20 protein-coding genes are annotated in these 24,017 nt (G+C 63.0%); 11 read left to right on the top strand and 9 right to left on the bottom strand.

What is annotated here, in order from left to right:
- Both AC1DVM_RS16270 and AC1DVM_RS16265 read right to left on the bottom strand, forming a co-directional pair.
- Window positions 1-3,187, bottom strand: a 3,187-nt coding sequence (locus AC1DVM_RS16270; RefSeq protein ID WP_477255963.1) for a FecR domain-containing protein, incomplete at its 3' end; no start/stop codon positions are given.
- A gap of 140 nt (window positions 3,188-3,327) precedes the next feature.
- Complete coding sequence (locus AC1DVM_RS16265; protein ID WP_477255965.1) at window positions 3,328-3,702, bottom strand: response regulator; 375 nt, start codon at window positions 3,700-3,702, stop codon at window positions 3,328-3,330.
- Window positions 3,703-4,086: 384 nt separating this feature from the next.
- Here AC1DVM_RS16265 and AC1DVM_RS16260 point away from each other — a divergent pair, with 384 nt between their 5' ends.
- Both AC1DVM_RS16260 and AC1DVM_RS16255 read left to right on the top strand, forming a co-directional pair.
- The gene (locus tag AC1DVM_RS16260; protein ID WP_477255961.1) at window positions 4,087-4,551 is read left to right on the top strand and encodes a tellurite resistance TerB family protein; all 465 of its coding nucleotides are present in this window, start codon (window positions 4,087-4,089) and stop codon (window positions 4,549-4,551) included.
- On the top strand, window positions 4,544-5,287 hold the full coding sequence (locus tag AC1DVM_RS16255) for a glutamine amidotransferase (protein ID WP_477255960.1): 744 nt from the start codon (window positions 4,544-4,546) through the stop codon (window positions 5,285-5,287). Before AC1DVM_RS16260 ends, AC1DVM_RS16255 begins: the two co-directional genes overlap by 8 nt.
- 2 nt (window positions 5,288-5,289) lie before the next feature.
- On the opposite strand, the gene AC1DVM_RS16250 is transcribed toward AC1DVM_RS16255, so the two are convergent.
- Window positions 5,290-6,720, bottom strand: coding sequence for a helix-turn-helix domain-containing protein (locus tag AC1DVM_RS16250; protein ID WP_477255958.1), 1,431 nt, complete (start codon window positions 6,718-6,720; stop codon window positions 5,290-5,292).
- A gap of 186 nt (window positions 6,721-6,906) precedes the next feature.
- Between AC1DVM_RS16250 and aceA the strand changes: the two genes are divergently transcribed.
- From aceA to AC1DVM_RS16220, 6 genes are all read left to right on the top strand, one after another.
- Window positions 6,907-8,223, top strand: a complete 1,317-nt coding sequence (gene aceA / locus AC1DVM_RS16245) for an isocitrate lyase (protein ID WP_477255956.1) — start codon at window positions 6,907-6,909, stop codon at window positions 8,221-8,223.
- A 32-nt stretch (window positions 8,224-8,255) separates the two neighbouring features.
- Window positions 8,256-8,465 (top strand): DUF4170 domain-containing protein, encoded by a 210-nt coding sequence (locus AC1DVM_RS16240; RefSeq protein ID WP_477255954.1) that lies wholly within the window; start codon window positions 8,256-8,258, stop codon window positions 8,463-8,465.
- Between the two features lie 199 nt (window positions 8,466-8,664).
- Complete coding sequence (gene osmF, locus AC1DVM_RS16235) at window positions 8,665-9,576, top strand: glycine betaine ABC transporter substrate-binding protein OsmF (protein WP_477255952.1); 912 nt, start codon at window positions 8,665-8,667, stop codon at window positions 9,574-9,576.
- Between the two features lie 50 nt (window positions 9,577-9,626).
- Window positions 9,627-10,820 (top strand): ABC transporter permease, encoded by a 1,194-nt coding sequence (locus AC1DVM_RS16230; protein WP_477255964.1) that lies wholly within the window; start codon window positions 9,627-9,629, stop codon window positions 10,818-10,820.
- Window positions 10,817-11,755: an ABC transporter ATP-binding protein gene (locus tag AC1DVM_RS16225; protein ID WP_477255950.1), complete on the top strand. Its 939-nt coding sequence runs from the start codon at window positions 10,817-10,819 to the stop codon at window positions 11,753-11,755. Before AC1DVM_RS16230 ends, AC1DVM_RS16225 begins: the two co-directional genes overlap by 4 nt.
- A complete protein-coding gene (locus AC1DVM_RS16220; RefSeq protein ID WP_477255948.1) occupies window positions 11,752-12,507 on the top strand; it encodes an ABC transporter permease in 756 nt (251 codons plus the stop codon). The genes AC1DVM_RS16225 and AC1DVM_RS16220 overlap by 4 nt, the downstream gene beginning before the upstream one ends.
- Window positions 12,508-12,516: 9 nt before the next feature.
- Here the strand turns inward: AC1DVM_RS16220 and AC1DVM_RS16215 are convergent, their stop codons facing one another.
- From AC1DVM_RS16215 to AC1DVM_RS16200, 4 genes are read right to left on the bottom strand one after another with little or no spacing between them, the layout of a single operon-like run.
- The gene (locus AC1DVM_RS16215; protein WP_477255946.1) at window positions 12,517-13,635 is read right to left on the bottom strand and encodes an ABC transporter permease; all 1,119 of its coding nucleotides are present in this window, start codon (window positions 13,633-13,635) and stop codon (window positions 12,517-12,519) included.
- 7 nt (window positions 13,636-13,642) lie between these two features.
- Window positions 13,643-14,788, bottom strand: a complete 1,146-nt coding sequence (locus tag AC1DVM_RS16210) for an ABC transporter permease (RefSeq protein ID WP_477255944.1) — start codon at window positions 14,786-14,788, stop codon at window positions 13,643-13,645.
- Window positions 14,785-16,560 carry an ATP-binding cassette domain-containing protein gene (locus AC1DVM_RS16205; protein ID WP_477255942.1) on the bottom strand — a complete coding sequence of 592 codons (1,776 nt, stop codon included), beginning with the start codon at window positions 16,558-16,560 and terminating at the stop codon, window positions 14,785-14,787. Before AC1DVM_RS16205 ends, AC1DVM_RS16210 begins: the two co-directional genes overlap by 4 nt.
- A 2-nt stretch (window positions 16,561-16,562) precedes the next feature.
- A complete protein-coding gene (locus tag AC1DVM_RS16200; protein WP_477255940.1) occupies window positions 16,563-17,594 on the bottom strand; it encodes an HlyD family secretion protein in 1,032 nt (343 codons plus the stop codon).
- Between the two features lie 93 nt (window positions 17,595-17,687).
- On the opposite strand from AC1DVM_RS16200, the gene AC1DVM_RS16195 reads away from it, so the two are divergent.
- Window positions 17,688-18,410, top strand: coding sequence for a TetR/AcrR family transcriptional regulator (locus AC1DVM_RS16195; protein ID WP_477255938.1), 723 nt, complete (start codon window positions 17,688-17,690; stop codon window positions 18,408-18,410).
- Between the two features lie 115 nt (window positions 18,411-18,525).
- Window positions 18,526-20,193, top strand: a complete 1,668-nt coding sequence (locus AC1DVM_RS16190; RefSeq protein ID WP_477255936.1) for an adenylate/guanylate cyclase domain-containing protein — start codon at window positions 18,526-18,528, stop codon at window positions 20,191-20,193.
- 25 nt (window positions 20,194-20,218) lie between these two features.
- Here the strand turns inward: AC1DVM_RS16190 and AC1DVM_RS16185 are convergent, their stop codons facing one another.
- Window positions 20,219-21,946, bottom strand: coding sequence for an MFS transporter (locus tag AC1DVM_RS16185; RefSeq protein ID WP_477255934.1), 1,728 nt, complete (start codon window positions 21,944-21,946; stop codon window positions 20,219-20,221).
- A gap of 140 nt (window positions 21,947-22,086) precedes the next feature.
- Window positions 22,087-23,454, bottom strand: coding sequence for an aminotransferase-like domain-containing protein (locus AC1DVM_RS16180; protein WP_477255931.1), 1,368 nt, complete (start codon window positions 23,452-23,454; stop codon window positions 22,087-22,089).
- 100 nt (window positions 23,455-23,554) lie between these two features.
- On the opposite strand from AC1DVM_RS16180, the gene AC1DVM_RS16175 reads away from it, so the two are divergent.
- Window positions 23,555-24,017: ABC transporter substrate-binding protein (locus tag AC1DVM_RS16175; RefSeq protein WP_477255929.1), on the top strand; the 463-nt coding region annotated here is incomplete at its 3' end.

The following is a 24,017-nucleotide window of genomic DNA, read 5'->3' as shown; positions in this document are numbered from 1 at the left end:
GGCTGAGATCCTGCAGGTCCTGGCGCTGATATTCGATCGCGGTGAACACGTGTGGCGACCATTCGGCGTCCCACCGCAGTGCCAGCGAGTCGGTGCGACCGCCGAGCGCGAGCGGAACCGCATTGGGAACCAATCCAACCGTGGTCACCGGCGCGAGCGTGAACGCAAGGGGCAGGTCGCCGTCCCGGCGATAGGCAGCGCGGAGCCAATGCCCTTCGACGGGCGACACGCCGATTCCGATGCGCGGCGAGATTTCCGTGTCGGAGGGCAGAGAGCCGATATCCACGGACGTGCGCTGGACTCCGGCCTGCGCCTCGAACTTGTCGGAGGGGCGCCAGAACGCATCCGCATAGAGCCGCGTGGCGCGGAAATCCGTGTTGGCGCTGCTGGTCAGATCGACGAACTGAGTCTGACCGGTGACCCGGTTGGCGAATAGGCCTTGTCCGAACGTGGCGTCGAAAGTTTTGCCGACCTGGCTCTCGAAGCCGTAGCGTAACGTAAAGTCATTGATGCCAATGCTATGATTGAGGGCCGCGACGACGCCCTCTGTCCGGTTGCGCTCCCAGGTCTCGCTCGCCGCGATGATCGGGTCCAGATCGAAACTCGCAGCCTTGGTGTAGCGCCGATCGAGACCCCGATTGGCGTAGATTGCGCCCGTCAGCACGTTCCGGTCACCGAACGAATGGCTCCACCCGGTGCCGCCCTGGATGGACGTGAAGTCGCGCTCGCCCACGAAATAGCGGGTCGGGGTGTTGATCCGCGCCAGTCCCGGTTCCTCGTTGGCGGCCGTGCCGAAGATGAGGAAGCGGTTCGAGGCGTCGGGTGCCATGCCGACGAACAGCGAGGCGTTGGACGCGCTCTCGTTGTCGAGGGACTCGCGTCCATCCGCGCGAATTCGACCGGCCGAAAGCGAGAATGAGGTGGGCATGGGATCGTTGGAAAAACCCTGCACGGTCGCATCGGCGCCCCAGCCCGCGCGGCCGTTCCGGGTGACCAGGCTTCCGCCGATTTCGGCATCGATGAAGGGCCGTCGCACCAGGTCCTGCCGTCCGACACGGGCCGACACCGCCAGGGGGTCGAAGAACAGACCCTGGATCGTCAAGGCGAAGGTGGTGAGATCGGCTTCTTCGCCGACCACCGAGGCGACGGTCGGGCGGTTCACGAAAAGCGTCTGGCGCCGCGCCGCAGCCTGATCGAAATAACTCGATGCCGTGAACGGATCGAAGACGCGGTCGCCGTAGAAGCGCGCCCATTCGTCGAGTTCCAGAAAGCGATAAGCCTGAGCCGGGTAGGATCCCGCCTGCCGGTTCACTGCAAGCCCCGCATAGTCCCCACCGCGCAGGCGGAACCTGCGAACGCTTTCACGGGCTGCGCGCACAGCTTCGTCCGCCTGATAGGCATCGAGCGCGATGGCGGTGCGCGCGATCGCCACGACAGGGTCGTTGGGATCGAGCCTGTCGGCGTTCTCCAAAGCCTGCATGGCAAGGTCGTCATCGCCGCTCTGGTAATACGCAATGGCGGTGACGAGGAGCCCTTGCGAATAGGCCGGGTTGGCGGTCGATCCGGCCAGGGCGGCTTCGATGCCTTTCGCCGTCTCGCCTTTTTGCAGGAAGTATCGCCCTTGCGCGATATAGGCGACGCTGAACGAGGGATCGAGCGCAAGCGCCTTTTCGATCAGCGCGCCGGCCTCGTCCACGCGACTCTGATCGAGCAGCAGGATTGCCAGATTGGCGTAGGCGACCGGACTTTCAGGGTCCTCCGCGATGGCGCGGCGAAGGGCTGCTTCCGCAGCGATAGGAGCGTCGCGCTCGGATTCGTACAGACCGATCATGTTCCAGATATCGGATTGTCCCGGCGCGATGGCGGCGGCCTGGCGCAATTCGGCGATGGCGCGTGTGACCTCGCCATCGATGTCGCCCCGGACGACGCCGCTGACGAGGAGCGCATCGGGCGAATCGGGATCGATGGCGCGCGCGCGGGCGACCGCCTCCCGCATGGCCTCCCGTTCGTTCAATGCCAGAGCCATCTGGGCCGAGAAAGCCGCGAGACGAACGTTGCCCGGAAATCGTTTTTCGGCGGCCCGTGCCGCGACGGAAGCAGCTTTGAGATCTTGTTTGAATCCCAGGATGTAGGCGCGGGCAAGCGCCGCCTCGGGATCGTTCTGTCCGATATTTGGCTCCGGCTGAACGCGCTTGGGATCCGCCAACGAGGCCGCGATGTAACGGCCATACGCCGCGCTGACGCGTCGTTTCCTGTCGAGACCCGTCTCGGCCTTGGCGAAAAGGGCCGCGGCTTCCGACCAGCGGCGCTCGGACCCGGCGATCAAGCCTGCCACCAGGTCGGCGCGGGCACGTTGCGCCGGGCTCAATGGCCGGCTGCGGGCCTCGTCCAATGCTTGGGCGGCAATTGCCCGGCCATCGAGGGCGAGTGCCGTTTCGGCAAGCGTCAGCCAGTCCTCGGCATTGCGGGCGGTCGGGGGGATGTTCTCGATCCGGGCACGCTGCGCCCGCATGGCGGGGCCCTCGGCGGGCGTTGCCGGCAGCCAATTAAACGCGTCGCGCAGGGTCAGATAAAACAGCATCTGCTCGCGGTCGTTCGAGTTGACGAGCACGAACTTCGTGGGCGCCTGCCCGATCGACGCGACGGCTCCTTCGCCTTGCCGGACGGTCACGGCGCCTTGAGCGTTCTTGAGTTCGACGACTCCTTCCAGGACCACGAGTCCGGTCTTCCCCGCGCTGTCGACGGTCAGGGACCAGTCCGTCCCGCGGATAGCCGCCACCGCCGCGGGAGTCTTGACGTCCACGCCGCTCCCGCCTCGCGCGGCGCGCGCCCAGATCGTTCCGGCCTGAAGGGTCAGGTCGGTCGTGCCCGCATCGCTTTGGGCAACCGCATTGACAGTGAGGGTCGAGTTGCGTCCCACGCGAATCTGGGTTCGGTCGGCGAAGAGGATTGCGAGATTGCCCAACGCATTGGTGCGCAGCACGTCGCCGCCCACCACATCCTGCCGCACTTCAGCCGCGCGCCAATTGCTCTCGCGCACGAACCGGAGTTCCTCACCGCCCTTCGCCGCCACGATCGAGCCCGCTGCCGCATTGTCGCGCGGAACGGGGCCTTGCCCCAGCGCCGCGCCGAATGTGAGCGCCAGGGTGCTGGCGGCGGCCAGAAGCCGAAGGAGGTGGGAAGACATSGGTACCGGACGCTTTGAAGGTTACAACATATCCCTGAGATGGCAAAGATTACTCAAGGTTATCGTCACTTCAAAGAGGATTCGACTCTCTGCCGCGGTGTTTTGGCGCACGTTGTAAAGAGGCAACGAAGCGGACGAACCTAAAGGCTTTTCCTTGCGGTCAGGAGCTTCTGCTTGAGGTCGTTCTGAGCGAACGGTTTTTGCAAAACGGGTCGGTCGCGATATGCATCGCGAATACCCGCGCTGCCGTAGCCGGTCGAGAATACGAAGGGAATGGAGCGCTGGGCCAGTGCCTCCGCGACCGGGTAAATGGGCTCGCCGGCCACGTTCACATCCAGGATCGCCAGATCGACCTTTTCACGCGAAAGCGTATCGAGCGCCGCGGCGAGCCGAGCCGCCGGTCCGATCACCTCGCAGCCGAAATCAAGCAGCATGTCCTCGAGAAGAAGCGAGATCGCCGCTTCGTCCTCTACGACAAGGACACGCAGGCCAGTGAGTTCGCTGGTGCTTGTCATGCTCTCAGTCACAGTTTCACCTTGGTTGCGGCTCGCCGTACGGCCGAAGCCCGCGCGTGCAGGAAATATGTCTTCACAGCGCCGGATTGTCATGAAGAATCGTTGAGTTGTAGCATTGTGTCGACGAAGATCAAAAGGATTGCCGGCAAAGGGCAAGGTTCGATCAGGTCGGCATCTTTGTACAGATTTCGGAATAGAGCGCTCAAGCTATGCAAGCAACTGATAAAATGCGCACTTTTCGAATAAGAGGGCGTCGGGGTCATATGGCGCTGCGACGTTTCGCCCCCGCGTCGACGAGATGGCGCCGGAGGGCAGCTCCGTCCCGACGAGCTATCCCTTAAGGAAACCTTGCGAAACGCACGACGAACCCTGGATAATCGGCCCATGTCAGTGATTTCTGCCCTCCGGGACATTCTCCGCACCGCCATCGGCCATCCTGCGGAGCACGAGGAGCATTTGACGATTGCATCCCTCTTGATCCTGGTGGCTCATGCCGATGGACGTGTTCTTCCCGTCGAGAGCGAAGGATTGCGCCAGCTTCTCGCCGGCCGGTTCGGATTTTCAGCCGAGAACGCCGATCGGGTGATTCGGGATGCGGCGGCGATCGAGGCCGGCATGGATCCGGCGACGACGCTGATCGACCGCATCACCACCGACGTGCCGCCGAATGAGCGCGGGTCCCTGCTGGCCCTCGCCTACAGGGTAGCGGCGGTCGACGGCACGGTCCATGAGTTCGAAGACGACCTGATCTGGCGAACTGGCAGGCTCTTGCGGTTCTCGGATGACGAACTGGCGGACATCAAGGCCCGGGCGATAGGGAAGCTCGCGCTGGACCGCGCCGATGACTAAATCGGCCGCCAAGGCTCCGATCCTCGTGGTCCTGCATCAGGAACACTCCACCCCGGGCCGGGTCGGCCGTCTTTTGCAGGAACGCGGCTACCGACTCGACATCAGGCGCCCGCGATTCGGCGATCCCCTGCCCGCAACCCTGGCGCTTCATGCGGGAGCGATCGTCTTCGGCGGTCCGATGAGCGCCAACGATCCCGATGACTTCATCAAGGCGGAAATCGACTGGCTGGACGTGCCGCTGCGCGAAGGCAGGCCTTATCTCGGCCTCTGCCTCGGGGCGCAAATGCTGGCGAAACAACTGGGAGCTCGGGTCTGGGAACACCCCGACGGCCGCGCCGAAATCGGCTATTATCCCTTGGTCCCCACCGCAGCCGGGGAGGCCGTGGCCGAACAATGGGGCACGCGCTGGCCAACCCACGTCTATCATTGGCACCGGGAAGGATTCGACTGTCCCTCGGGCGCCGAGACGCTGGCGACGGGCGATGATTTCCCCACGCAGGCCATTCGCGTAGGTCCCGCGGCTTTCGGCCTGCAATTCCATCCGGAGGTCACCCACGCGATGATCTGCCGCTGGACCGTGGTGGCGGCGGAACGTCTTGCGACGCTGGGCGCCCAGGATCGCACGCGGCAGATCGAGGGTCGGCTCCTCTACGACCCGCATGTGGCTCATTGGCTGGACCGCTTCCTGGATTCCTGGCTCGACCCGGCGCTGGCCTGTCAGCATGCGCCGGCCTGACATCAGGTCGCGTCGAACTCGAAGGGCGACACGCCCCGCTTCATCTCATCGACGATCAACGGATGCATCAGCGGCGGCGCGGCGCGTTGGGGGCAGGCGAGCCTTTCGCAGAGGCGGCAATTGATGCCGATGGGGGTCGGGTCGGGAGTCGCGAGGTCGAAGCCACGCGCATAGGTAAGCCGGCCGGCATATTTGAGCTCGCAGCCCAGTCCGACGACGAATTGCGGATCGGGCATACCCCATGGACTCGATGCCCGGCGGACCGCCCGCGCAACCGAGAACCAACGGGACCCGTCGGGCAATTCGACGATCTGCGTCAGGATCTGGGCGGGGGTCCGGAAGGTGGCGTGGACGTTCCAGAGCGGGCAGGTGCCGCCATATTGCGAGAAAGGAAACCGGCCGGAAGAGAACCGCTTTGAGACATTGCCGGCGGAATCCACACGGACCAGAAAAAACGGCACCCCGCGGGCCCCTGGCCTTGCCAGCGTGGTGAGGCGGTGCGCCACCTGCTCGAAACTTGCACCGAATCGCGCACAAAGAACGTCCACGTCGTAGCGGAGAGATTCGGCGGCCGCATGAAACCGGCCGTAGGGCATGATGAGGGCCCCGGCGAAATAGTTCGCCAGGGAGATCCGCAACAAGCGGCGCGCCGGCCCATCCTCGGGCTCCAGCCGCGTCGCCAGCGCGTCGATCGTCGGTCGTGTTTCGGCGAAGGCCAGCTGATAGGCGGCCTGGAAGGTGCGGCCGGAGGAATCCACCACCTCCGAAATCAGCAATTGACGCCGGTGGTGGTCATAGCGGCGCAGGGTATCCGACATGACGTCGATGGGCATGATCCGGACCCGAACGCTGTGCTTGTCGCGAAGCCGGGCCGAGATTGCGTAAAACAGGTCGTGTCCGGTGTCGTGCAGCTCGGCCGCCAATGCTTCGGCCGACTCGTCGAGTTCCGGAAAATAGTTCTTTGCTTCCTGAATGTGGTCCCGGACGCGGTCGACCGGGTTGTCGACGGCGCCTTCCGCCCGGTCCCGGTCGTTCAGATCGGGCGTGCGCATTTCCCTCGCGCCACGCATGGCCGCGTAGGCCCGGTACAGACGCGTGACGGCATCCACGAGACCAGGCGCGGCTTCAACCGTTTCCCGGAGTTCGAGCCGCGGCACAGGCGTGTTGCGAAAGAGCGGGTCGGCGAAGACCTCGTCGAGCTCGGTGACCGTGCGCTCATGGTCGTCGGTGGCAAATTCCCGCGGATCGAGCGCATAGGCATGGGACAGGCGGATCAGCACCTGCGCGGTGATGGGGCGCTGGTTGCGCTCCATCAGGTTGAGGTAGCTGGGCGACAGACCAAGCTCCTCGGCCATCGCGGCCTGCGTCAGATTTTTCTCTCGGCGCAGGCGCTTGAGGCGCGGCCCGACGAACAATTTCCGGATATCGTCCATTTGTAATTTTCTTTACACGCTTACAGGTCAGATCCTGTCATGCTTTGACAGAGCAACTTCTCTTTCGCTTATCGAGCATTGCCAGCAGGATGGTGCTGGTCAACAATCATGACAGACGCAGAGAGCACACCGTCGATTGTGAATTCTCTGGAGCTTTTGTCAAGAAATGTAAACGGAAGGACGATCATGACCGCCCAGACACCAGCCTCATTCGACAGCCTGCATCATCTTGCCCCGGCTGGACGGTTCGACGGCATCACCCGCCCTTATTCCCTCGAAGACGTGCTGAGGCTTCGCGGATCGGTGGCCATTCGCCAGACGCTCGCGGAAAAGGGTGCCGCGAAGCTGTGGGAACTCCTGCACGAGCGCCCATACGTTCACTCACTAGGCGCCATGACGGGCAATCAGGCTATGCAGATGGCCCGTGCCGGCCTAGAGGCGATCTATCTGTCGGGATGGCAGGTCGCGGCTGATTCGAATGTCGCGGGCGCCATGTACCCCGACCAATCGCTCTATCCGGCAAATTCCGGCCCCGAATTGTGCCGACGGATCAACCGGACGCTTCAGCGCGCAGACCAAATCGAACATGCGGAAGGTGGCGCCAAGCGGGATTGGTTCCTGCCGATCGTGGCCGATGCCGAAGCCGGGTTCGGCGGCCCGCTGAACACCTTCGAGATCATGAAAGCCTATATCGAAGCAGGCGCGGCGGGCGTGCATTTCGAGGATCAGCTCGCCTCCGAAAAGAAATGCGGCCATCTCGGCGGAAAGGTGCTCATCCCCACCTCGGCCCACGAGCGCAACCTTATCGCCGCCCGGCTCGCGGCGGACGTGATGGGCACCTCGACCCTCATCATGGCGCGGACCGACGCCGAATCGGCCATGCTCATCACGTCCGACGTGGATGAGCGCGACCGGCCCTTCATCGAACCCGACAGCCGTACCCCGGAGGGCTTTTTCCGCCTGAAGGAAGGAACCGGTCTCGACCATTGCATCGCCCGTGGCCTGGCTTACGCCGAGAATGCGGACCTGCTGTGGTGGGAGACCTCCCATCCGGACCTCGAAGATGCCCGGAAATTCGCCGAAGCCATCCACAAGCGTCATCCGGGCAAGCTCCTGGCCTATAATTGCTCCCCCTCCTTCAACTGGAAGAAAAAGCTCGACGACGCCACCATCGCGCGCTTCCAGCGCGAACTCGGCGCCATGGGCTACAAGTTCCAGTTCGTCACTCTCGCAGGCTTCCATCAACTCAATTACGGGATGTTCGATCTCGCGAGCGGATACCGCGATCGCGGCATGGGCGCCTATTCGGAGCTACAGGCCCGGGAATTCGACGCCGAGGTCGATGGCTACACGGCGACCCGTCACCAACGGGAAGTCGGCACCGGTTATTTCGACCAGGTGTCGCTTGCCATCACGGCCGGCAAGTCTTCGACGACGGCCATGAGCGACTCGACCGAAACCGCGCAATTCCAGCCCTCGCCGAAGCTTCACGCGGCAGAGTGAACCCCAAGACCTTTCATTGACGGAGAACGACCATGCAACAAGCTCGATTCTGGGTGATCGGTGGCGAATACACCTCAACCGAGTTCGAAACGCTCATCCGCGGCACCGAACGCCTCGTCGGTCCCTTCGAAAGCAAGGGGGATGCGGAGCGAACCTGGCGCTACCTATCCGAAGATCACCGGCCACAGGCGCAAGTGCGTTTCACGATCGCACAAGAGCCGCTCGGCGCCTCGGCCGTCTAAGGAGGATCGGCCTGAACCTGGCTCGGCCCGCCGTCGCTCGTGCGAGGGGCCGGGCCGTTCCATTTCCCCATGAACTTAACCGTCGTTTCGAAAGTTAAAGGCTCTTTCGGGCTTTCGTCTGGATGGGATCTGTCGAACGGCCTACAAAGCCCTAAATTCCGAAAACCGGATTGACCGGGCTGTCCAAGAGGGTCGTTTGATGAACGTGACTTTGAAATCCCTGGCCGTCGCCCTGGCGCTCGGTGTTTCCACCCTCGCCGCACACGCGGATGTGGTGGTCTCCTCAAAGATCGACACCGAGGGCTCGGTCCTCGGGAACCTCATTCTGCTGGCGCTCAACGCCAACGGCATCAAGACCCAGGACCGGGTGCAGCTCGGCGCCACCTCCGTGGTGCGCAAAGCCATCATCGCCGGGGAGATCGATCTCTATCCGGAATATACCGGCAACGCCGGATTCTTCTTCAACAAGGCGGATGATCCATTGTGGAAGGACGCCGCCAAGGGCTATGAGGCGGCGAAGAAGCTCGATTTCGATGCCAACAAGATCGTGTGGCTGGAGGCCTCACCGGCGAACAACACCTGGGCCATCGCCCTGCGCAAGGACCTTGCCGAAAAGAACAAGCTCGCCTCCATGTCGGATTTCGGCAAGTGGGTTTCGGGCGGGGGCGCCACGAAGCTCGCGGCCTCCGCCGAGTTCGTGAATTCGGCCGCGGCGCTTCCGGCCTTCCAGGCGGCCTACGGCTTCAAGATGAAGCCTGAGCAGCTTATCGTTCTTTCCGGCGGCGACACCGCGGCGACCATCAAGGCCGCGGCCGAGCAGACGAGCGGCGCCAACGCGGCGATGGTCTACGGTACCGACGGCGGCATCGCGCCATCCGGTTTGGTGGTGCTTGACGACGACAAGAAAGTTCAACCCGTCTACGCGCCCGCGCCGATCATCCGCGAGGCCGTGCTGAAGGAAAATCCGAAGATCGCCGAGATCCTGAAGCCGATCTTCCAATCGCTCGATCTTACGACTCTTCAGGGTCTGAATGCCCGCGTGCAAGTGGGCGGCGAGGCGGCAAAGTCGGTTGCGGCCGATTACCTGAAGACGAAGGGTTTCGTGAAATAGGCGCTGGCTCCGGCGAGACCGTGTCGCCTCGCGCTGATCCCGCATTGGCAATGCCCATTCGCGACAATTCCACCCCGCTGCGCGAATTATTGCAGGTGCGGGGTTGCGACAGGCTCGGCGCATTGGTCGCGGCAATCATGGCAATCGCCTTGCTTGCCGCGCCTTTCGTGACATACCGGGCAAATCGTATCGTTGGCGGCGAGCCACGTGGCTTGCTCGATGCTCTGCCGCTATGGGTAGCGCTGGCACTGGCGGTGTTGATGCTCGCGATCGCGATGGCGGCACTCATCATTCGACGGCCGTCCGTCAGGCTTGCGGCGGCCGCAGGCGGGCTCGCGATGCTGCTTCCCGCCGTCGGTTGGGCCGCGCATTTCGTGACGCCGGCGGCCAACAGCTTCGCGCGTGTTTCGCCGGCGCTCGGCTTCTGGCTCCTGGCTCTTGCGCTTGCCTTGTTACTGGCCGACTCGCTCACCCGCTTGAATTTCGGACCATGGGAGCGCCTTTTCTCCCTTGGAATAGCGGCAGCGCTGCTCGCAAGCCTCCTGGTCTCAGGAATCTGGAGCGAGGTTTCGCTCGTGAAGGAATATGCCACGCGCAGGGAGAGCTTCTGGCGTGAGACGGAGCAGCACGTTTTCCTCGCGCTCGGCTCTCTCGCGGCTGCCGTGCTGGCGGGTCTACCCGTTGGCGTGCTCTGCCATCGCATCCCTGCATTGAAGGGCGTGACGATGCAGATTCTCAATATCGTCCAGACGATCCCGAGTATCGCGCTCTTCGGCATCCTGATGGTGCCGCTCGGCTATCTCGCAGCCACCGTTCCGCTCGCCTTCGCGCTCGGCATAAGAGGCATTGGTGCGGCACCGGCGCTCGTGGCGCTCTTTCTCTATTCGTTGCTGCCCGTTGTGGCCAACACCGTCGTGGGGCTCGACCAGGTGCCAGCGACCGTGGTCGATGCGGCCAGGGGCATGGGGCTGTCGCGGTGGCAACAGCTCACGCAGGTCAAACTGCCGCTCGCGCTCCCGATCATTCTCACGGGCATTCGCATCGTGCTGGTTCAGAATCTCGGCCTTGCAACCGTCGCGGCACTGATCGGGGGCGGTGGCCTTGGCACGTTCATCTTTCAGGGCATCGGGCAGACCGCGATGGATCTCGTTCTACTGGGGGCCATTCCCATCGTCACCATGGCATTCGCCGCCGCAGTCGTCCTCGATGCGATCATCGATCTCACCGGCGGTGGGCGCCGATGATCGAAATCGATCATCTCACGAAGCGCCTCGGGGACACCCTCATCGTCGACGACGTGTCGATGGTTGTGGATGCCGGCACGATCGCGGTCGTGGTCGGAACCTCGGGTGCCGGAAAATCGACGCTGCTGCGGATGATCAACCGTTTGATCGCACCCACATCCGGCCGGGTCGTCATCGACGGCCAGGACACCATGTCGATTCCGGAGGACGAGCTTCGGCACCGGATCGGTTACGTCATCCAGGGGAATGGGCTCTTTCCCCACCGGACCGTCGCCGGCAATATCGCGACGGTGCCCAAATTACTCGGTTGGGATCGGCCGCGCATCGATCGGCGGGTCGAGGATCTGCTGGCCCTCTTCCAGCTTGAGCCATCCGAATTCGCCAACAAATACCCGAATGAACTCTCGGGCGGCCAGCAACAGCGGGTCGGCGTTGCGCGGGCGCTCGCGGCGGAACCGGCGCTTCTGCTGATGGACGAGCCCTTCGGCGCGCTCGATCCCGTGATCCGCGCCAAGGCGCAAGAAGATTTGTTGGCGATCCAGCAGCGCTTCGGCACCACGATCGTGCTCGTGACGCACGACATGGAGGAGGCGTTCCATCTCGGTCACAAGATCGCCGTCATGGACGATGCGCGGCTGCTCCAATACGGGACGCCGGCAGAGCTGCTCACCCGCCCGGCAGAAGAATTCGTCGAGCGGCTTGTCGGGACCGCGGAGCGGCCTTTCCGCCTGCTGTCGCTCACCCCCGTAAGGGACGTGGTCGAGCCTGGCGAGGCGCTGGGGCAACCGCTCAACGCGACGACCAACCTGCGGGATGCGCTGTCGCATCTCATGTGGTGCGGACGGGACATGCTGCCGGTTGCGGATGAAAACGGCGTCCATATCGGGCGGGTCACCGTCGCGGGCATCCTCGCCCATGGACGACAGCCCGCATGATCCGCGGCGCAACGATCGGGTGGTTTTCGGTGTTGATTCTGCTCACCGCGTTCGTCGTCGCGCCTGAACTCTTCACCTTCGTGTTCGCGCCCTTGACCGAGCACGATGCGCCCGCAATCTACAATCAGGGCAGTCTTCTATCTTTGACCGTCTCGCATCTTACGATCGTGTTCGGCGCGGCGCTCGCGAGCACCGTCATCGCCGTCGGGCTGGGAATCTTCGTCACGCGCCCCGGCGGCGTCGAATTCCTTCCGCTCTCCCGCAGCCTCGTCAACACGGGACAAACTTTCCCCCCGATAGCGGTTCTGGCGGTCGCCGTCCCGCTTGTCGGGTTTGGCGAGGCGCCGACCTTCATCGCCTTGTTTCTCTACGGCCTGCTGCCCATTTTCGAGAATACGCTCAGCGGCCTCACGCAGGTGCCGCCCCTGACACTCGAAGCCGCGCGGGGTATGGGAATGGGTCCTCGCAAGCGCCTGACCGACGTAGAACTGCCGCTTGCACTGCCTGTCATCCTGGCCGGGATCCGCCTTTCCATCATCATCAATCTCGGCACGGCCACGATAGGCTCCACCGTCGCGGCGAAGGGCCTGGGCGAAGTGATCATCGCGGGTTTGCAATCGAACAACCTGGCATTCGTGATGCAGGGCGGCCTCGTGGTTGCGCTGCTGGCGATCCTGATCCACGGATTGCTCTCGAGCCTGGAGCGTTACGCGAGCCGCAGGCTCGGCGGTGCCGGACGCGCCACGCTTTGAGCGCGGCTGCTACCGCAGACGATAACGGAACATCCATGCCGAGAACGGCAGCGTGACGAGAGCGATCGCCACCAGGGCCAGCATCTCGGGCGCCAGCTGCTGCAGGCCCGCACCCTCGAGGTAGACCTGATGCGTGATGCTGATCGCGTAGCGAAGCGGATTGATCAGCGTGAAGGTCTGCAACGCCTCCGGCATGTTGCTGATGGGCGCCGTGAGTCCGGACAGGAGCATGAACGGCATCAGGAAGACGAAAGTGAGGATCATCGCCTGCTGCATGTTGGCGACAATCGACGACAGGAACAGGCCGATACCGACGGCAGCGGACAGGAACAGGACGAGCCCAAGGTAGAGAATGAGATAAGAGCCCGAGAACGGGATCTGAAACCAGAATTGCGCCACCAGGAAAATCAAGGTCGATTGGGTCAGGCCCACCATCATCGAGGGCAGGGCCTTGCCGATCATGATTTCAGTCGGCCTGAAGGGCGTGACCAGGAGTTGATCGAAAGTCCCCTCTTCGCGCTCCCGGGCCACCGACATGGCGGTCAGCATCATCGTCATCATCATCGTGATGGTGCCTATGAGAGACGGGATCATGTTCCACCGGGTCTCCAGACTGGGGTTGTACCACGCGCGCGTGGTGACCCGCACGCCGGGCGCGGACAGCCCGTGCGAGGCTCGCCATTCCTGCCCGAACGCAGCGAGTATCGTCGCAACGTAGCCCTGTGCGGTGCCGGCGGTGTTGGAATTGCGGCCATCGGCGATCACCTGGACGGGGGCCGGCTGACCGGCGAGAAGGTGTCGTTCAAAGTCACGGTCGATGACGATGAGAATGACGGCGCGCCGATCGTCGATGAACGGCGCGGCCTGCCCGGCCTGATCGAGCGTGGCAATTCGCGTAAAGATTCCCGACCCGTCGAGTCTCGCCACCAGGGCGCGGGAAACGTCGCTGCGGTCGTGATCGACGAGTGCGTAAGGAACGTTGTTCAGATCATAGGTCGCGGCATAGCCGAAGAGCAGACACTGGAGAATCGGCGGCAGGAAGAGGCTGACGCGGCTCTTGGGGTCCTTGAACATCGCCAGCATTTCCTTGCGGATCAGGGCGAGGATTCTGAACAGCGATTCGATCATGGCCGTCTCATCCGATCCGCTTGCGGGTCAAGGCAACCGACAGGCTCATGAGGAATGTCGCCATCACGGCCAGGACGGCAGTGTTGGGAAGGATCACGCTCCATATGTCGCCGGCGAGAAACAGCGTCTGCAGGACGCTCACGAAGTAGCGTGCCGGGAAGATGTACGTGATGACTTGTACCGCCCACGGCATGCTTCCGAGATCGAACATGAAGCCTGACAGCATCGTGGCCGGCAGGAACGTCACCACCAGCGTGATCTGGCTCGCCACGAACTGGCTCTTCGTGGCCGACGAAATGAGAAGACCAATTCCCAACGAGACCGTGAGATAGAGCATGGACACCACCACCAGGACCATCACCGATCCCCGTAGCGGAACGCCGAACAAAAATTTGCTTCCGAGGGCTGAGAGAGCAAGACCGATCATGCCCAGGGCAAAATACGGGACCGTCTTGCCAAGGAGGAGCTCGCTCGGGCGAACGGGCGATACGAAGAGTGCCTCGAACGTGCCCCGCTCCCATTCGCGCGCCATCACCAGCGAGGTGAGAAGGGCTCCGATCAACGTCATGACCAGCACGATGAGGCCCGGAACCAGAAAAAACGAGCTCTCATTGGCCTCGTTGAACCACAATCGGTTTTCGACGCTGATCGAAGTGGTGGCGAGGAAGCGCCCACGTGCGGCCTCGCGGGCAAGCCACGTGGCGATGGCGCCCTGCGCGTAGCTCAGCGAGATGCGAGCGGTGTTGGAATCGGTGCCGTGCACGACGACCTGAATCTCCGCATCGCCGAGCGCCAGACGACGCGCGAAGTCCTCGGGGATGCGGACGATCGCGTTGACATCCTTGGCGAGGAGGAGGCGTTCGGCCTCCGCCATCGTTTTGACCGGCGCCGCGTCGAAATATTCCGAGAGCTTGAAGCCGGAGACGGCGCCCATTGCGTCGGCGGACGAGTCTTCCATGACAAGCGCGACAGGAACGTTTTTGACGTCGAAGGACAATCCGTAACCGAACAGGATCAGCAGGACCATCGGCATGATGATGCCGACCGCGATGCTGCTCGGATCGCGAAACACCTGCAGTGTCTCCTTGCGGATGAGGGCGACGATGCGGCGCAGGCCGTCCCACCGCCCGGTCCTGGTGGTCGCTGCGCTCACGCGGCGTTCCTTCCCTCGTCGGTATCCCTCGCACGGGATTCCTGAACGATTGCGATGAAGGCATCCTCCATCGTCGGTTCGTGGCCTGCGACATCCTCCGCGTGCGCCCGTATTTCGGCCGGCGTGCCTTCAGCCAGTCGCCGCCCTGAATCGAGAATGATGACGCGGTCGCAATATTCCGCTTCGTCCATGAAATGCGTGGTGACGATCACTGTGACGCCCTGTTCGGACAGCGACGTGATGCGTCCCCAAAATTCCCGCCGCGCCATCGGGTCGGCGCCGCTCGTCGCCTCGTCGAGGAAAAGAATTTCGGGTTCATGGAGAAGTGCCGCCGCCATGGCGAGGCGCTGCTTGAAACCGCCGGGTAGTTGCGAGCTCGGAAGGTCGGCAAACCTGTCGAGTTCGAATTGCCGACGCGCCCACTCGATGCGATGTCGCTTTCGCGCGCCTCTCAGGCCGTAGGCGCTTGCAAAGAATTCAAGGTTTTCATTGACGCTGAGCTGTCCGTAGAGCGAGAACTTCTGGGCCACGTAGCCGAGCCGCTGCCGGGCTTCGGCGCGCGAAACCCTGAGATCGGCGCCGGCGACATGCAAAGTCCCACCGCTCGCCGGAAGGAGCCCGCATAGCATTCGGAACGTCGTGCTCTTTCCCGCACCGTTCGGACCCAGCAACCCATAGATCTCTCCTTTGCGGACCCGAAAACTCACATGGTTCACCGCGGTGAAATCGCCGAATGTCTTCGTCAGATCATGCACCTCGACAGCAATCTGACCGGTGTCGCCGGCAAGCGGCCGGTCGAGCACCATGCGGTGCGGCAATCTCTCGCCCGCCGCCGGGCGAAAAAGCACCATGAACCCGTCTTCGAATGTCGGACGAACAGGTTCCGTGTAGATTCTTCTCCCCTCGACCGTCAGCGCCTGCGCATGATCGGACGAGGCCAGCACGACACGCACCTTGCCGGCTTCGGGGACCGCATCGACAATTGTCGGCAATTCGAACAGCCGCGCCTGCAGCGATCGCGCCGGCATGCCCGGGGGCGGCGTTGCCATGAAGGTGCGGCCCTCTGCCTTCGCGGTGATTTCCTCCGGTCGGCCCTGCGCCAGCACGCGGCCGGCATTCATCAGCACTGCATGGTCGCATCGCTCGGCCTCATCGAGGTAGGATGTGGTGAGAATGACCGTCAGACCATCGTCCCGGACCAGCTTCAGGACGATGTCCCACAACTCGCGACGGGATAGTGGGTCGACGCCGACCGTGGGCTCGTCGAGGAGCAGAAGTTCCGGCGATCGGACGAGGGTGCAGGCAAGCCCCAGCTTCTGCTTCATGCCGCCCGATAATTTCCCGGCGAGCCGATCCACAAATGGCCCGAGCTGGGTCATGTCCATCAGGCCCGGATAGACGCTCCTTCGCTCATGCGGGTTTACACCGTGAAGATCCGCGTACAGATCGAGATTCTCCTGAACAGTCAGGTCTTCGTAAAGACCGAATTTCTGTGGCATATAGCCGATGCGATCCTGAACCTCCTGTGGGGTCGCGGCGACATCCCGACCGATCACCGAGAGCGTCCCGGCCTCGGCTTTCATCAAGCCGCACATGAGGCGAAGCAGCGTGGTTTTTCCCGCCCCATCGGGTCCCACGATCGCCGTCAACGTTCCACTGCGAGCGGTGAACGAAACGTCGTCCAAAGCCACGACCACTTCGCCGGTCTTGCGTCGAAAGCGCTTCCCGAGACCGGCTGCCGCAACTGCTGCCTGCGCCGCTGCCGCCGTCACGATCAGCCGCCCGTCTGTTGAGCCACCGGCGACGTCTCGCCCTTGTGGGGGACGAGCCGCACGGTGGCGGGCATCCCGAGCCGAAGCTCGTTGTCGGGGTCCTTCACATGAATTCTGACCTCATAAACGAGGCTCGTCCGGAGATCTTCCGTCTGGACGGTCTTTGGCGTGAATTCGGCGATGGGCGAGATGAAGCCGACCCAGCCCTCGAAACTCCGGCCCGGAAAACTGTCGGTCGTCACCATCGCGCCCATGCCATGATCTACGTGTCCCAGTTGGGTTTCCGACACGTAGGCGCGCACCCATTTCGGCTCCCTGGTCGCGAGGGAGAAAACCGGCCTCGTCGTCGAGGCCATTTCGCCGGGCTCCATAAGGCGCGAGCGAACCACGCCATCGACCGGAGATTTCAGTTCAGCGTCGGCGAGTTGTTGGCGAAGAAGGGCGAGTTGGGCTTGGCTTACGCGCAGTTGCGCTTCCGCCTGGGCAATTTCCTCCCGGCGTGGCCCCGCGATGCTGAGCTCCAACGCGCGTTGAGCAACCGTCACCTTGGCGTCCGCGATGTCCGCCGCTGCCTTCGCGATATCACTTTCCTGTTCGCTCGCGAAGGACCTCGCGGCCAGAGCCTCGCGCCGCTCGTGCTGGCGGCGGGCGTTCAGGGCTTCGGCCCGTGCGGCCTCGAGCTGCGCCCGCGCCTGCGCGATTTCCTCCGGCCGACTTCCATTTCGCAGCCGTTCGACGACAGCCTGCTGGCTTGCAACCTGGGCTTCTGACTGAGCGGCCTGCGGCGCGAGACGGCTGGTATCGAGGCGCGCCAGAACCTGTCCCTTGTGCACGAGGCTGCCTTCTTCGACGAGCACTTCGGCTATACGCTCGCTGCCGTTGAACGCCAGCGCCACCTGGCGCATTTCGACGTTGCCGTAGAGCACGACCGCGTCCGAGACAGGACGGCGAGACAGATACCACCATGCTCCGCCGGCAATCGCGGCTGCCGCGAGTATGACGACAAAAACGCGAAAGAAGGCCGGTCTGCTCATCTGATCATAGCTATGCCCGACGTTCAAGTTTGTCAAATTTGAATTTGAATTTTCAATTTGATCTTGGCGCTCGGTCTGCTAGAACAATCTCTCATGAAAGCTGTCCGTTCCTCCCGCACACATGCGAACGCCCGAGGGCCCCGGGATGGCGGTGCGAGTACGAGGTCTCAGATCCTCGAAGCCGCCGGTGAAGTCTTCGCAGAAAAAGGTTTCGATCGCGCCACCGGCAAGGAGATCGCAAATCGCGCGGGGACGAATTCCGCCGCGGTGAACTACTATTTCGGCGGGATAGCCGGGCTGTACGAGGAGGTTCTCGTCGCCGCCCACCAGCGGCTTGTAAGCTATGAGGCCCTCACGGCAATCGCCACCGCGACGGTCGAGGCACCGGAAGCGAAATTGCGCAATTTCATCGAACTGGCGGTTGCCGCTCTTGCCAGTCCCCTGTCGACAACCTGGGCCTTTCGGGTCTTGAGCCGTGAGATCCTTTCGCCGTCGCCCTTCATAGACGCGCTGAAAGTCCGGCAATTGCAGCCGAAGAAATTGTTGCTGAGCGCAATCGTCGCAGACGTCATGGGCCTTCCGCCGGATCACCCCCTCGTCGATACCGGCTGCTTCAGTGTGCTGGCACCCTGTGCCATGCTGCTGGTCGCCGATCGCCGCCTCATCACGCAAATGTTTCCCGTTGTGGCGCAATTCGCCGATCAGAAACCTCTCGTCGATCACCTTGTGAGATATGCCCTGGCCGGGCTTGACGCGCTTGCCATGGATGAGCGACCTCGTTCCCAGCGCAAGGAAGGGCAACGCGGCCGATTGTGATGGGGAGCGCGATCCTGTAACGGTGTGCAACGGTGCCTGAGAGGCCATCGCCAAGAGGATTCAGGTTAGCAGGGGCCGATCCCGGCGTCCTCGGCCTCATGTTTCGCGGAAATCCATGAACCGTCCTGGCCTTTGCAATCGACCGGTTACATTGCGGGACGCCCGTTTGATTTCCGGGCTGATCCTCGGGAGCTTCCTCCTCACGCACTTTAGCAATCACGCCCTCGGTCTTCTGTCCATCGACGCCATGGAAAGCGGCCGGCGGGTCTTCAATCTCATCTGGCGCAATCCTCTCGGCGGCCTTCTCCTGTACGGTTCGTTGTTTCTGCACTTCGCGCTGGCGCTGCAGGCTCTGTACAAGCGGCGAACATTGCGGATGCCTCTCCGGGAAGCAGCCCAACTCGCTTTAGGCCTTTCGCTGCCGTTTCTGCTCGTTGCGCACGTCGTCGGAACCCGTGTGGAGTTCGCGTTGACGGGGCGCGACATCGGATATCCTACGGTGATCCGCAATCTTTGGAACCTGGCGCCGGATATCGGTTTGCGACAGACAATCGCGCTGGTCGTCGCTTGGCTTCACGGCTGTCTCGGCATCTACTTCTGGACCCGGGCGAAGGACTGGTTTCCCCGGTGGGCACTCCTTCTCTATACAGTTGCACTTCTCGTGCCGGTTCTCGCCCTGCTGGGATTTGCCGAGGCCGGAAAAGAACTCTCGTCGGAGCCGACTCGCTTTGGTTCGCCGTTACCACCGTCGCCCGCCGGCGATGCCCTGGCGGAGATCGGGTTCTCGCTCAATGCGATCTTTGTCGCTCTCATCGGCGCAGTCCTTCTCGCACGTGCGATCCGGCGGTATCGCAATCTGGCGATGCGCATCCGGATCACATATCCGGGCGACCGAGTGGTGACGATCCCACCCGGGTTCAGCGTCCTCGAAGGAAGCCGGATTGCGAAAGTCCCGCATCAATCGGTTTGCGGCGGGCGAGGGCGCTGCTCGACCTGCCGGATACGCGTCGTCGCCGGGCTCGAGCGACAGCCATTGGCGACCGCGCAGGAATTGGCGACGCTCGACCGGATCAATGCAGGGCCCGACATCCGTCTTGCCTGCCAGCTTCGTCCGACCCACGACCTCGCGGTCGTGCCGGTTCTCACAGCGGAACGTGCGAGCGCATCCGGTCGCGTCGGAGAGAATCCTGCGACGCGTGGACGAGAAAACGAACTTGCGGTTCTGTTTTGCGACCTCCGGGACTTCACGCGCCTGACCGAGCACAGACTGCCCTTCGACACGGTTTTTCTGCTGAACCGATATTTCGAGATTGTCGGGAGAGCGGTCGAGGATACCGGGGGGCATCTCGACAAGTTCATCGGCGACGGGGCACTCGCGCTCTTCGGTCTGCACGCGTCGCCCCAAGTCGCATCCAGGCAGGCATTCGAAGCGGCGTTGCGCATCCTCAGAGGCGTCGAGGAACTGAACGACATCTTTGCGTCGGAACTCGACGATCCGCTGCAGGTCGTCGTGGGCCTTCATGCGGGCTCTGCCGTGGTGGGGGAGATGGGGTATGGACAAGCCCGTAGGTTGACAGCGGTCGGGGACACCGTCAATGCCGCCAGCCGCCTTGAAAGCCTCGCCAAGGAACTCGGTGCAGACCTCGTGGTCTCCGACGAACTCGCCCGTCGCGCGGGGCTCGACCTGCCCCGGCATGAAAAGCAGACCGTGACAGTACGGGGTCGTGCGGCGCCGATCGACGCATGGATCGTGGACGACGCGAAGAACCTGAAGTCGTCGTGAAGCGCCAAACCCGGCGTCGTATCGGCTAGCGAAGTTCGCCTTTCGATGGGGGAGTCTTTTCTGCGGAAGCCGGGCCCGGTGCCGGGGACGGGAATGGGGCGGGCAATGAACCGGTCTGGCGCTCGATCATCCGGTGGACGCGCGGGGGCGTGGCTCCGCGATGGAGCGCTCGGACCCGCTCTCCTACTTCGGCGTCTGCCTGTGTGATGCGCTGGTTATGGCGCACGTAATCGAGCCAGGTCGGCGTGTGATAGCGCTCCATCCACAATTCCGGGTCCGCGAGGTCGCGGAGCAATGTCCAGTGGCGTGCCCCGTCGCGCCGGCGAACGCGCCGTCGCTCCGCCATGGCTGCCAGGAACTCTCGCACATCCTCTTGCCGGATCATGTATTCGATGGTGATGACCACCGGCCCGCTGCGAGGCTTGATGTCGATGGCAACTTCGGGCTCGGTCCATCGCCTGAGCGGGTCGAGGTTCTGGAGCGTATGATCGGGCAGCGTCAGATAAAATCCGATAAGAATGCCGGCGGCATGCACGAGGACCGATGAAAGCAAGGCGTCGCCGGTTCCAAGATTTTCGGCCAGCACCCCCCATACGGCGCTGCCGAGCGCCATTCCACCGAATGTCGCCATTTGATAGAGCGCAAGAGCGCGGCCGACGACCCAGCGAGGAGCAGAGAGTTGCACCGTCACGTTGAAGGTCGAGAGCGCCAGTACCCAGCACGCGCCACCCATGGCCATGGAGATCGCCGTGATGGATGTGGTGGAACTCATCGCACTCGCAGCGGCGCTCAACGCATAGCCCGCGAATGCGCAGCGAACGAGCCATTCGACCCGGAGAAGCCGCCGCATTCGCGAACTCATCAAGGCGCCCGCGACCGCGCCGATGCCGAACGCTCCGAGAAGAAGACCGTAGGTCAGCGGCCCTCCATGCACGAGATCGCGCGCTACCAGCGGCATCAAGGCGGGCACGGCGATGGACGCGAGACCGAAGGTGAAGCTGCGTAGGAGGACGGCCCTGATAGCGGGAGACATCGCCACATATCGAATTCCGGCGCCCATCGCATCGCCCAGCGATTCCGGTGGGAGAGCGCGTGGGGCACGGACCGGTCGCCAGCGGAACAGGACCGCGATCAGCGCCAGATAGCTGATGGTGTTGACCGCGAATGCCGCGGCGGCTCCCGCCGCTGCGACGATCGCGCCACCGATGGCCGGTCCGAAACTTCGGGCAATATTGAAACCCATGCTGTTGAGCGCAATCGCCGCCGGGAGATCGGAACGAGGCACCATCTCGCCGACGGAGGATTGCCAGGCAGGACCGTTCAATGCCGTGCCGCAACCGATCAGGAAGGTGAATGTCAACAGCGAAAAGGGCGTGATGAGGTCGAGATACGCAGATGCAGCCAGCCCGATCGAGACCATGAACAGGAAAAGCTGGGCCGCCAGCATGACTTTGCGCCGGTCGTAATTATCGGCGATCGCACCGGCTGCGAGCGAGAACATCATGATAGGCAGCGTCGTGGAGGCTTGCACCAGAGCGACCATATTGGCCGAATCGGCGATCGACGTCATCATCCAGGACGCGCCGACGGACTGTATCAAACCGCCGAAATTCGAAGCCAGGCTGGCAAACCACACGGCACGAAAAACATTGTGCTTCAGCGGCGAGAGAGGCGATGCGCTGAAACCGGTGCTATCCCGATCGCGAACAATGGTTTCATCGGGAGCCGGAAGAATGGGCGAGTCGTCAGGCATGGGTGGGCAAACGATTCCCTCGGGCGCGGCGACGATGAGAGGGGGTCGATATCGCGCGGCGCGGTAGAGCCTATCATCCCGACTCACCGCCTGCTAGCACCGCTCGGGGCTGCCGGACGCTAGATTGGAGCCTCGTCGGCTCAGACGGAATATCGCCCGAACGCGCCCCGTTCCTGCCTCGTGCCGGTAGGATGGATGAGTGCGAGCGCGTCCGCAACGACATCGACCTGTTCGACCAGAAGGCTCGTTGCGACCCGGATATGCTGGGTCTCGGTAACCGAGCATTTCTTGCCGGGCAAAACGGCGATGCCTCGCGCCGCCAAGGTCACGAGTGCGTATTGCTCCGACCGGACCGGAAGCCACAGGCACAAGCCATCGCGGTCAGGAACGTTCAGGCCCCGCTCCTTGAGCTTTTCGATCAACGCGAGGCGGCGCGCTCTATAAATCGACTTCGCGCTTTGCACGGCCGCGTCGGTCGCAGGATCGGTCATGAGCCAGGCGCCGGCCGCTTGCAGAATCCGACTCGTCCAGCCGGCCCCAAAGCTGCGATAGGCCTGGATCTGGTCGACGATGCGAGCCGAACTGGAAAGGATCGCGAGCCTCAGGTCCGGGCCGAAAGGTTTCGAAAGGGATAGGATATGGACCGTGCGATCGGGAAAATGCCCACCCAGAGTCGCGGGGGGAAGGCTCGACAGGTCGCCGACGCCGTCATCTTCGAGGATCAGAAGGTCGCTGTCCTTCAGCACGGCCGCAAGCGCCTCGAGCCGACCGGGCGATAGCCGGTGGCCGGTGATCGCGTGGGTTCGCGGTTGGTAGATGAACGCCGCAGGCTTTTTCCGAAGTGCTTCGGCAAGCGAGTGCGGACACGGACCTTCTTCGTCGCACGTCACCGGGACGATGTGTGCGCCGAGATTGTCCAGGATGTCGAGCAGTCGCATGGCCGTTGGATTTTCAATCGCCACGACGGATCCCGGCATGACGAGAGCCTGCAACGTCACATAGACCGCGTCGTAGCCGCCGTTGGTGGCAAGATAGGCCTCGGCCTTGTAGGGCCAGCGTTTCTCTGCCGCCTTCTGGAGAGTCTCCAGAATAGGCACGCGCACGTAGCTGTTGAGCTTGGCGACTTCCGTACCGTGCAGAAGCGCTTCGTTCAAAGGCGGCAACAGGGCAGGGTCAGGGACCGCGACGGTGAGGTCGATCACGTGATCGCCGAAGTTTCCGATGGTCTCGAACCGGGACGGACGCGGCGCGATCCTGTCGCCGCAGACCCAGACGCCGTTCCGGCCACGGCCGCTGATCACGTTGTGACGGCGCAACTCGCCCCAGGCGGACGAAACCGTCGCCGGACTGACCCCAAGCGCCCGCGCAATGTCCCGGACCGGCGGCATCTGCGTGCCGACGGGAATCGACCCGGAGCGAATCAGTGCGCTGGTCTCAAGGGCAATGCCGCGCATGGTTCGTTGCCCGAGCCTTTCCTTGAGCCACTCCGGCGATATGGGATTTGTCATCTTCACTTTCTTTGTTCAGTAACAAAACTATAATTGTACAGCACGCATTAAACAATTAATAATTGGCCCATCCGTAACGGAAACTGACGAAGGGGCAGTCTTGAGCATCACGGTTCGATTGGCGGTTCGGGATTGGGATTACGTCGTTCCATTGGCGCTGGGCGATGTTCGCCCGAAGGATTTCGAACTTGAAATCAATCGCGTCGGGAACCTGCCCGAGGATCTCGCGACGGACCCGCTCTACGACGCAGCCGAGGTTTCCTTGAGCCGTTATTCGCTCGCGCGGGCAAAGGGCGATGCGTCCATCGTCGGCGTGCCTCATTTCCTGATGCGGGCGTTCCGCCATCGCTGCATCATCACGTCGAAGAAAAATCCGATCTCGGCTCTCGCTGACCTCGCTGGAAAGCGGATCGGCCTCACCGGCTGGCAGGATTCCGGTAACACCTGGACCCGTGCGCTGCTCAGGCGCGAGGGTGTCGACATCGAGGATGCGAGCTGGTTCGTGGGGCGCCTCACGCAAGCCCATCCAATCGCCGACCGGCTCGGCGGCTATGGTCGTGCCG

The sequence above is a fragment of the Microvirga sp. P4_A5 genome (assembly GCF_056402495.1).
The sequence above is the reverse complement of the archived record's forward strand: the minus strand, read 5'-3'. Positions and strand labels throughout refer to the sequence as shown.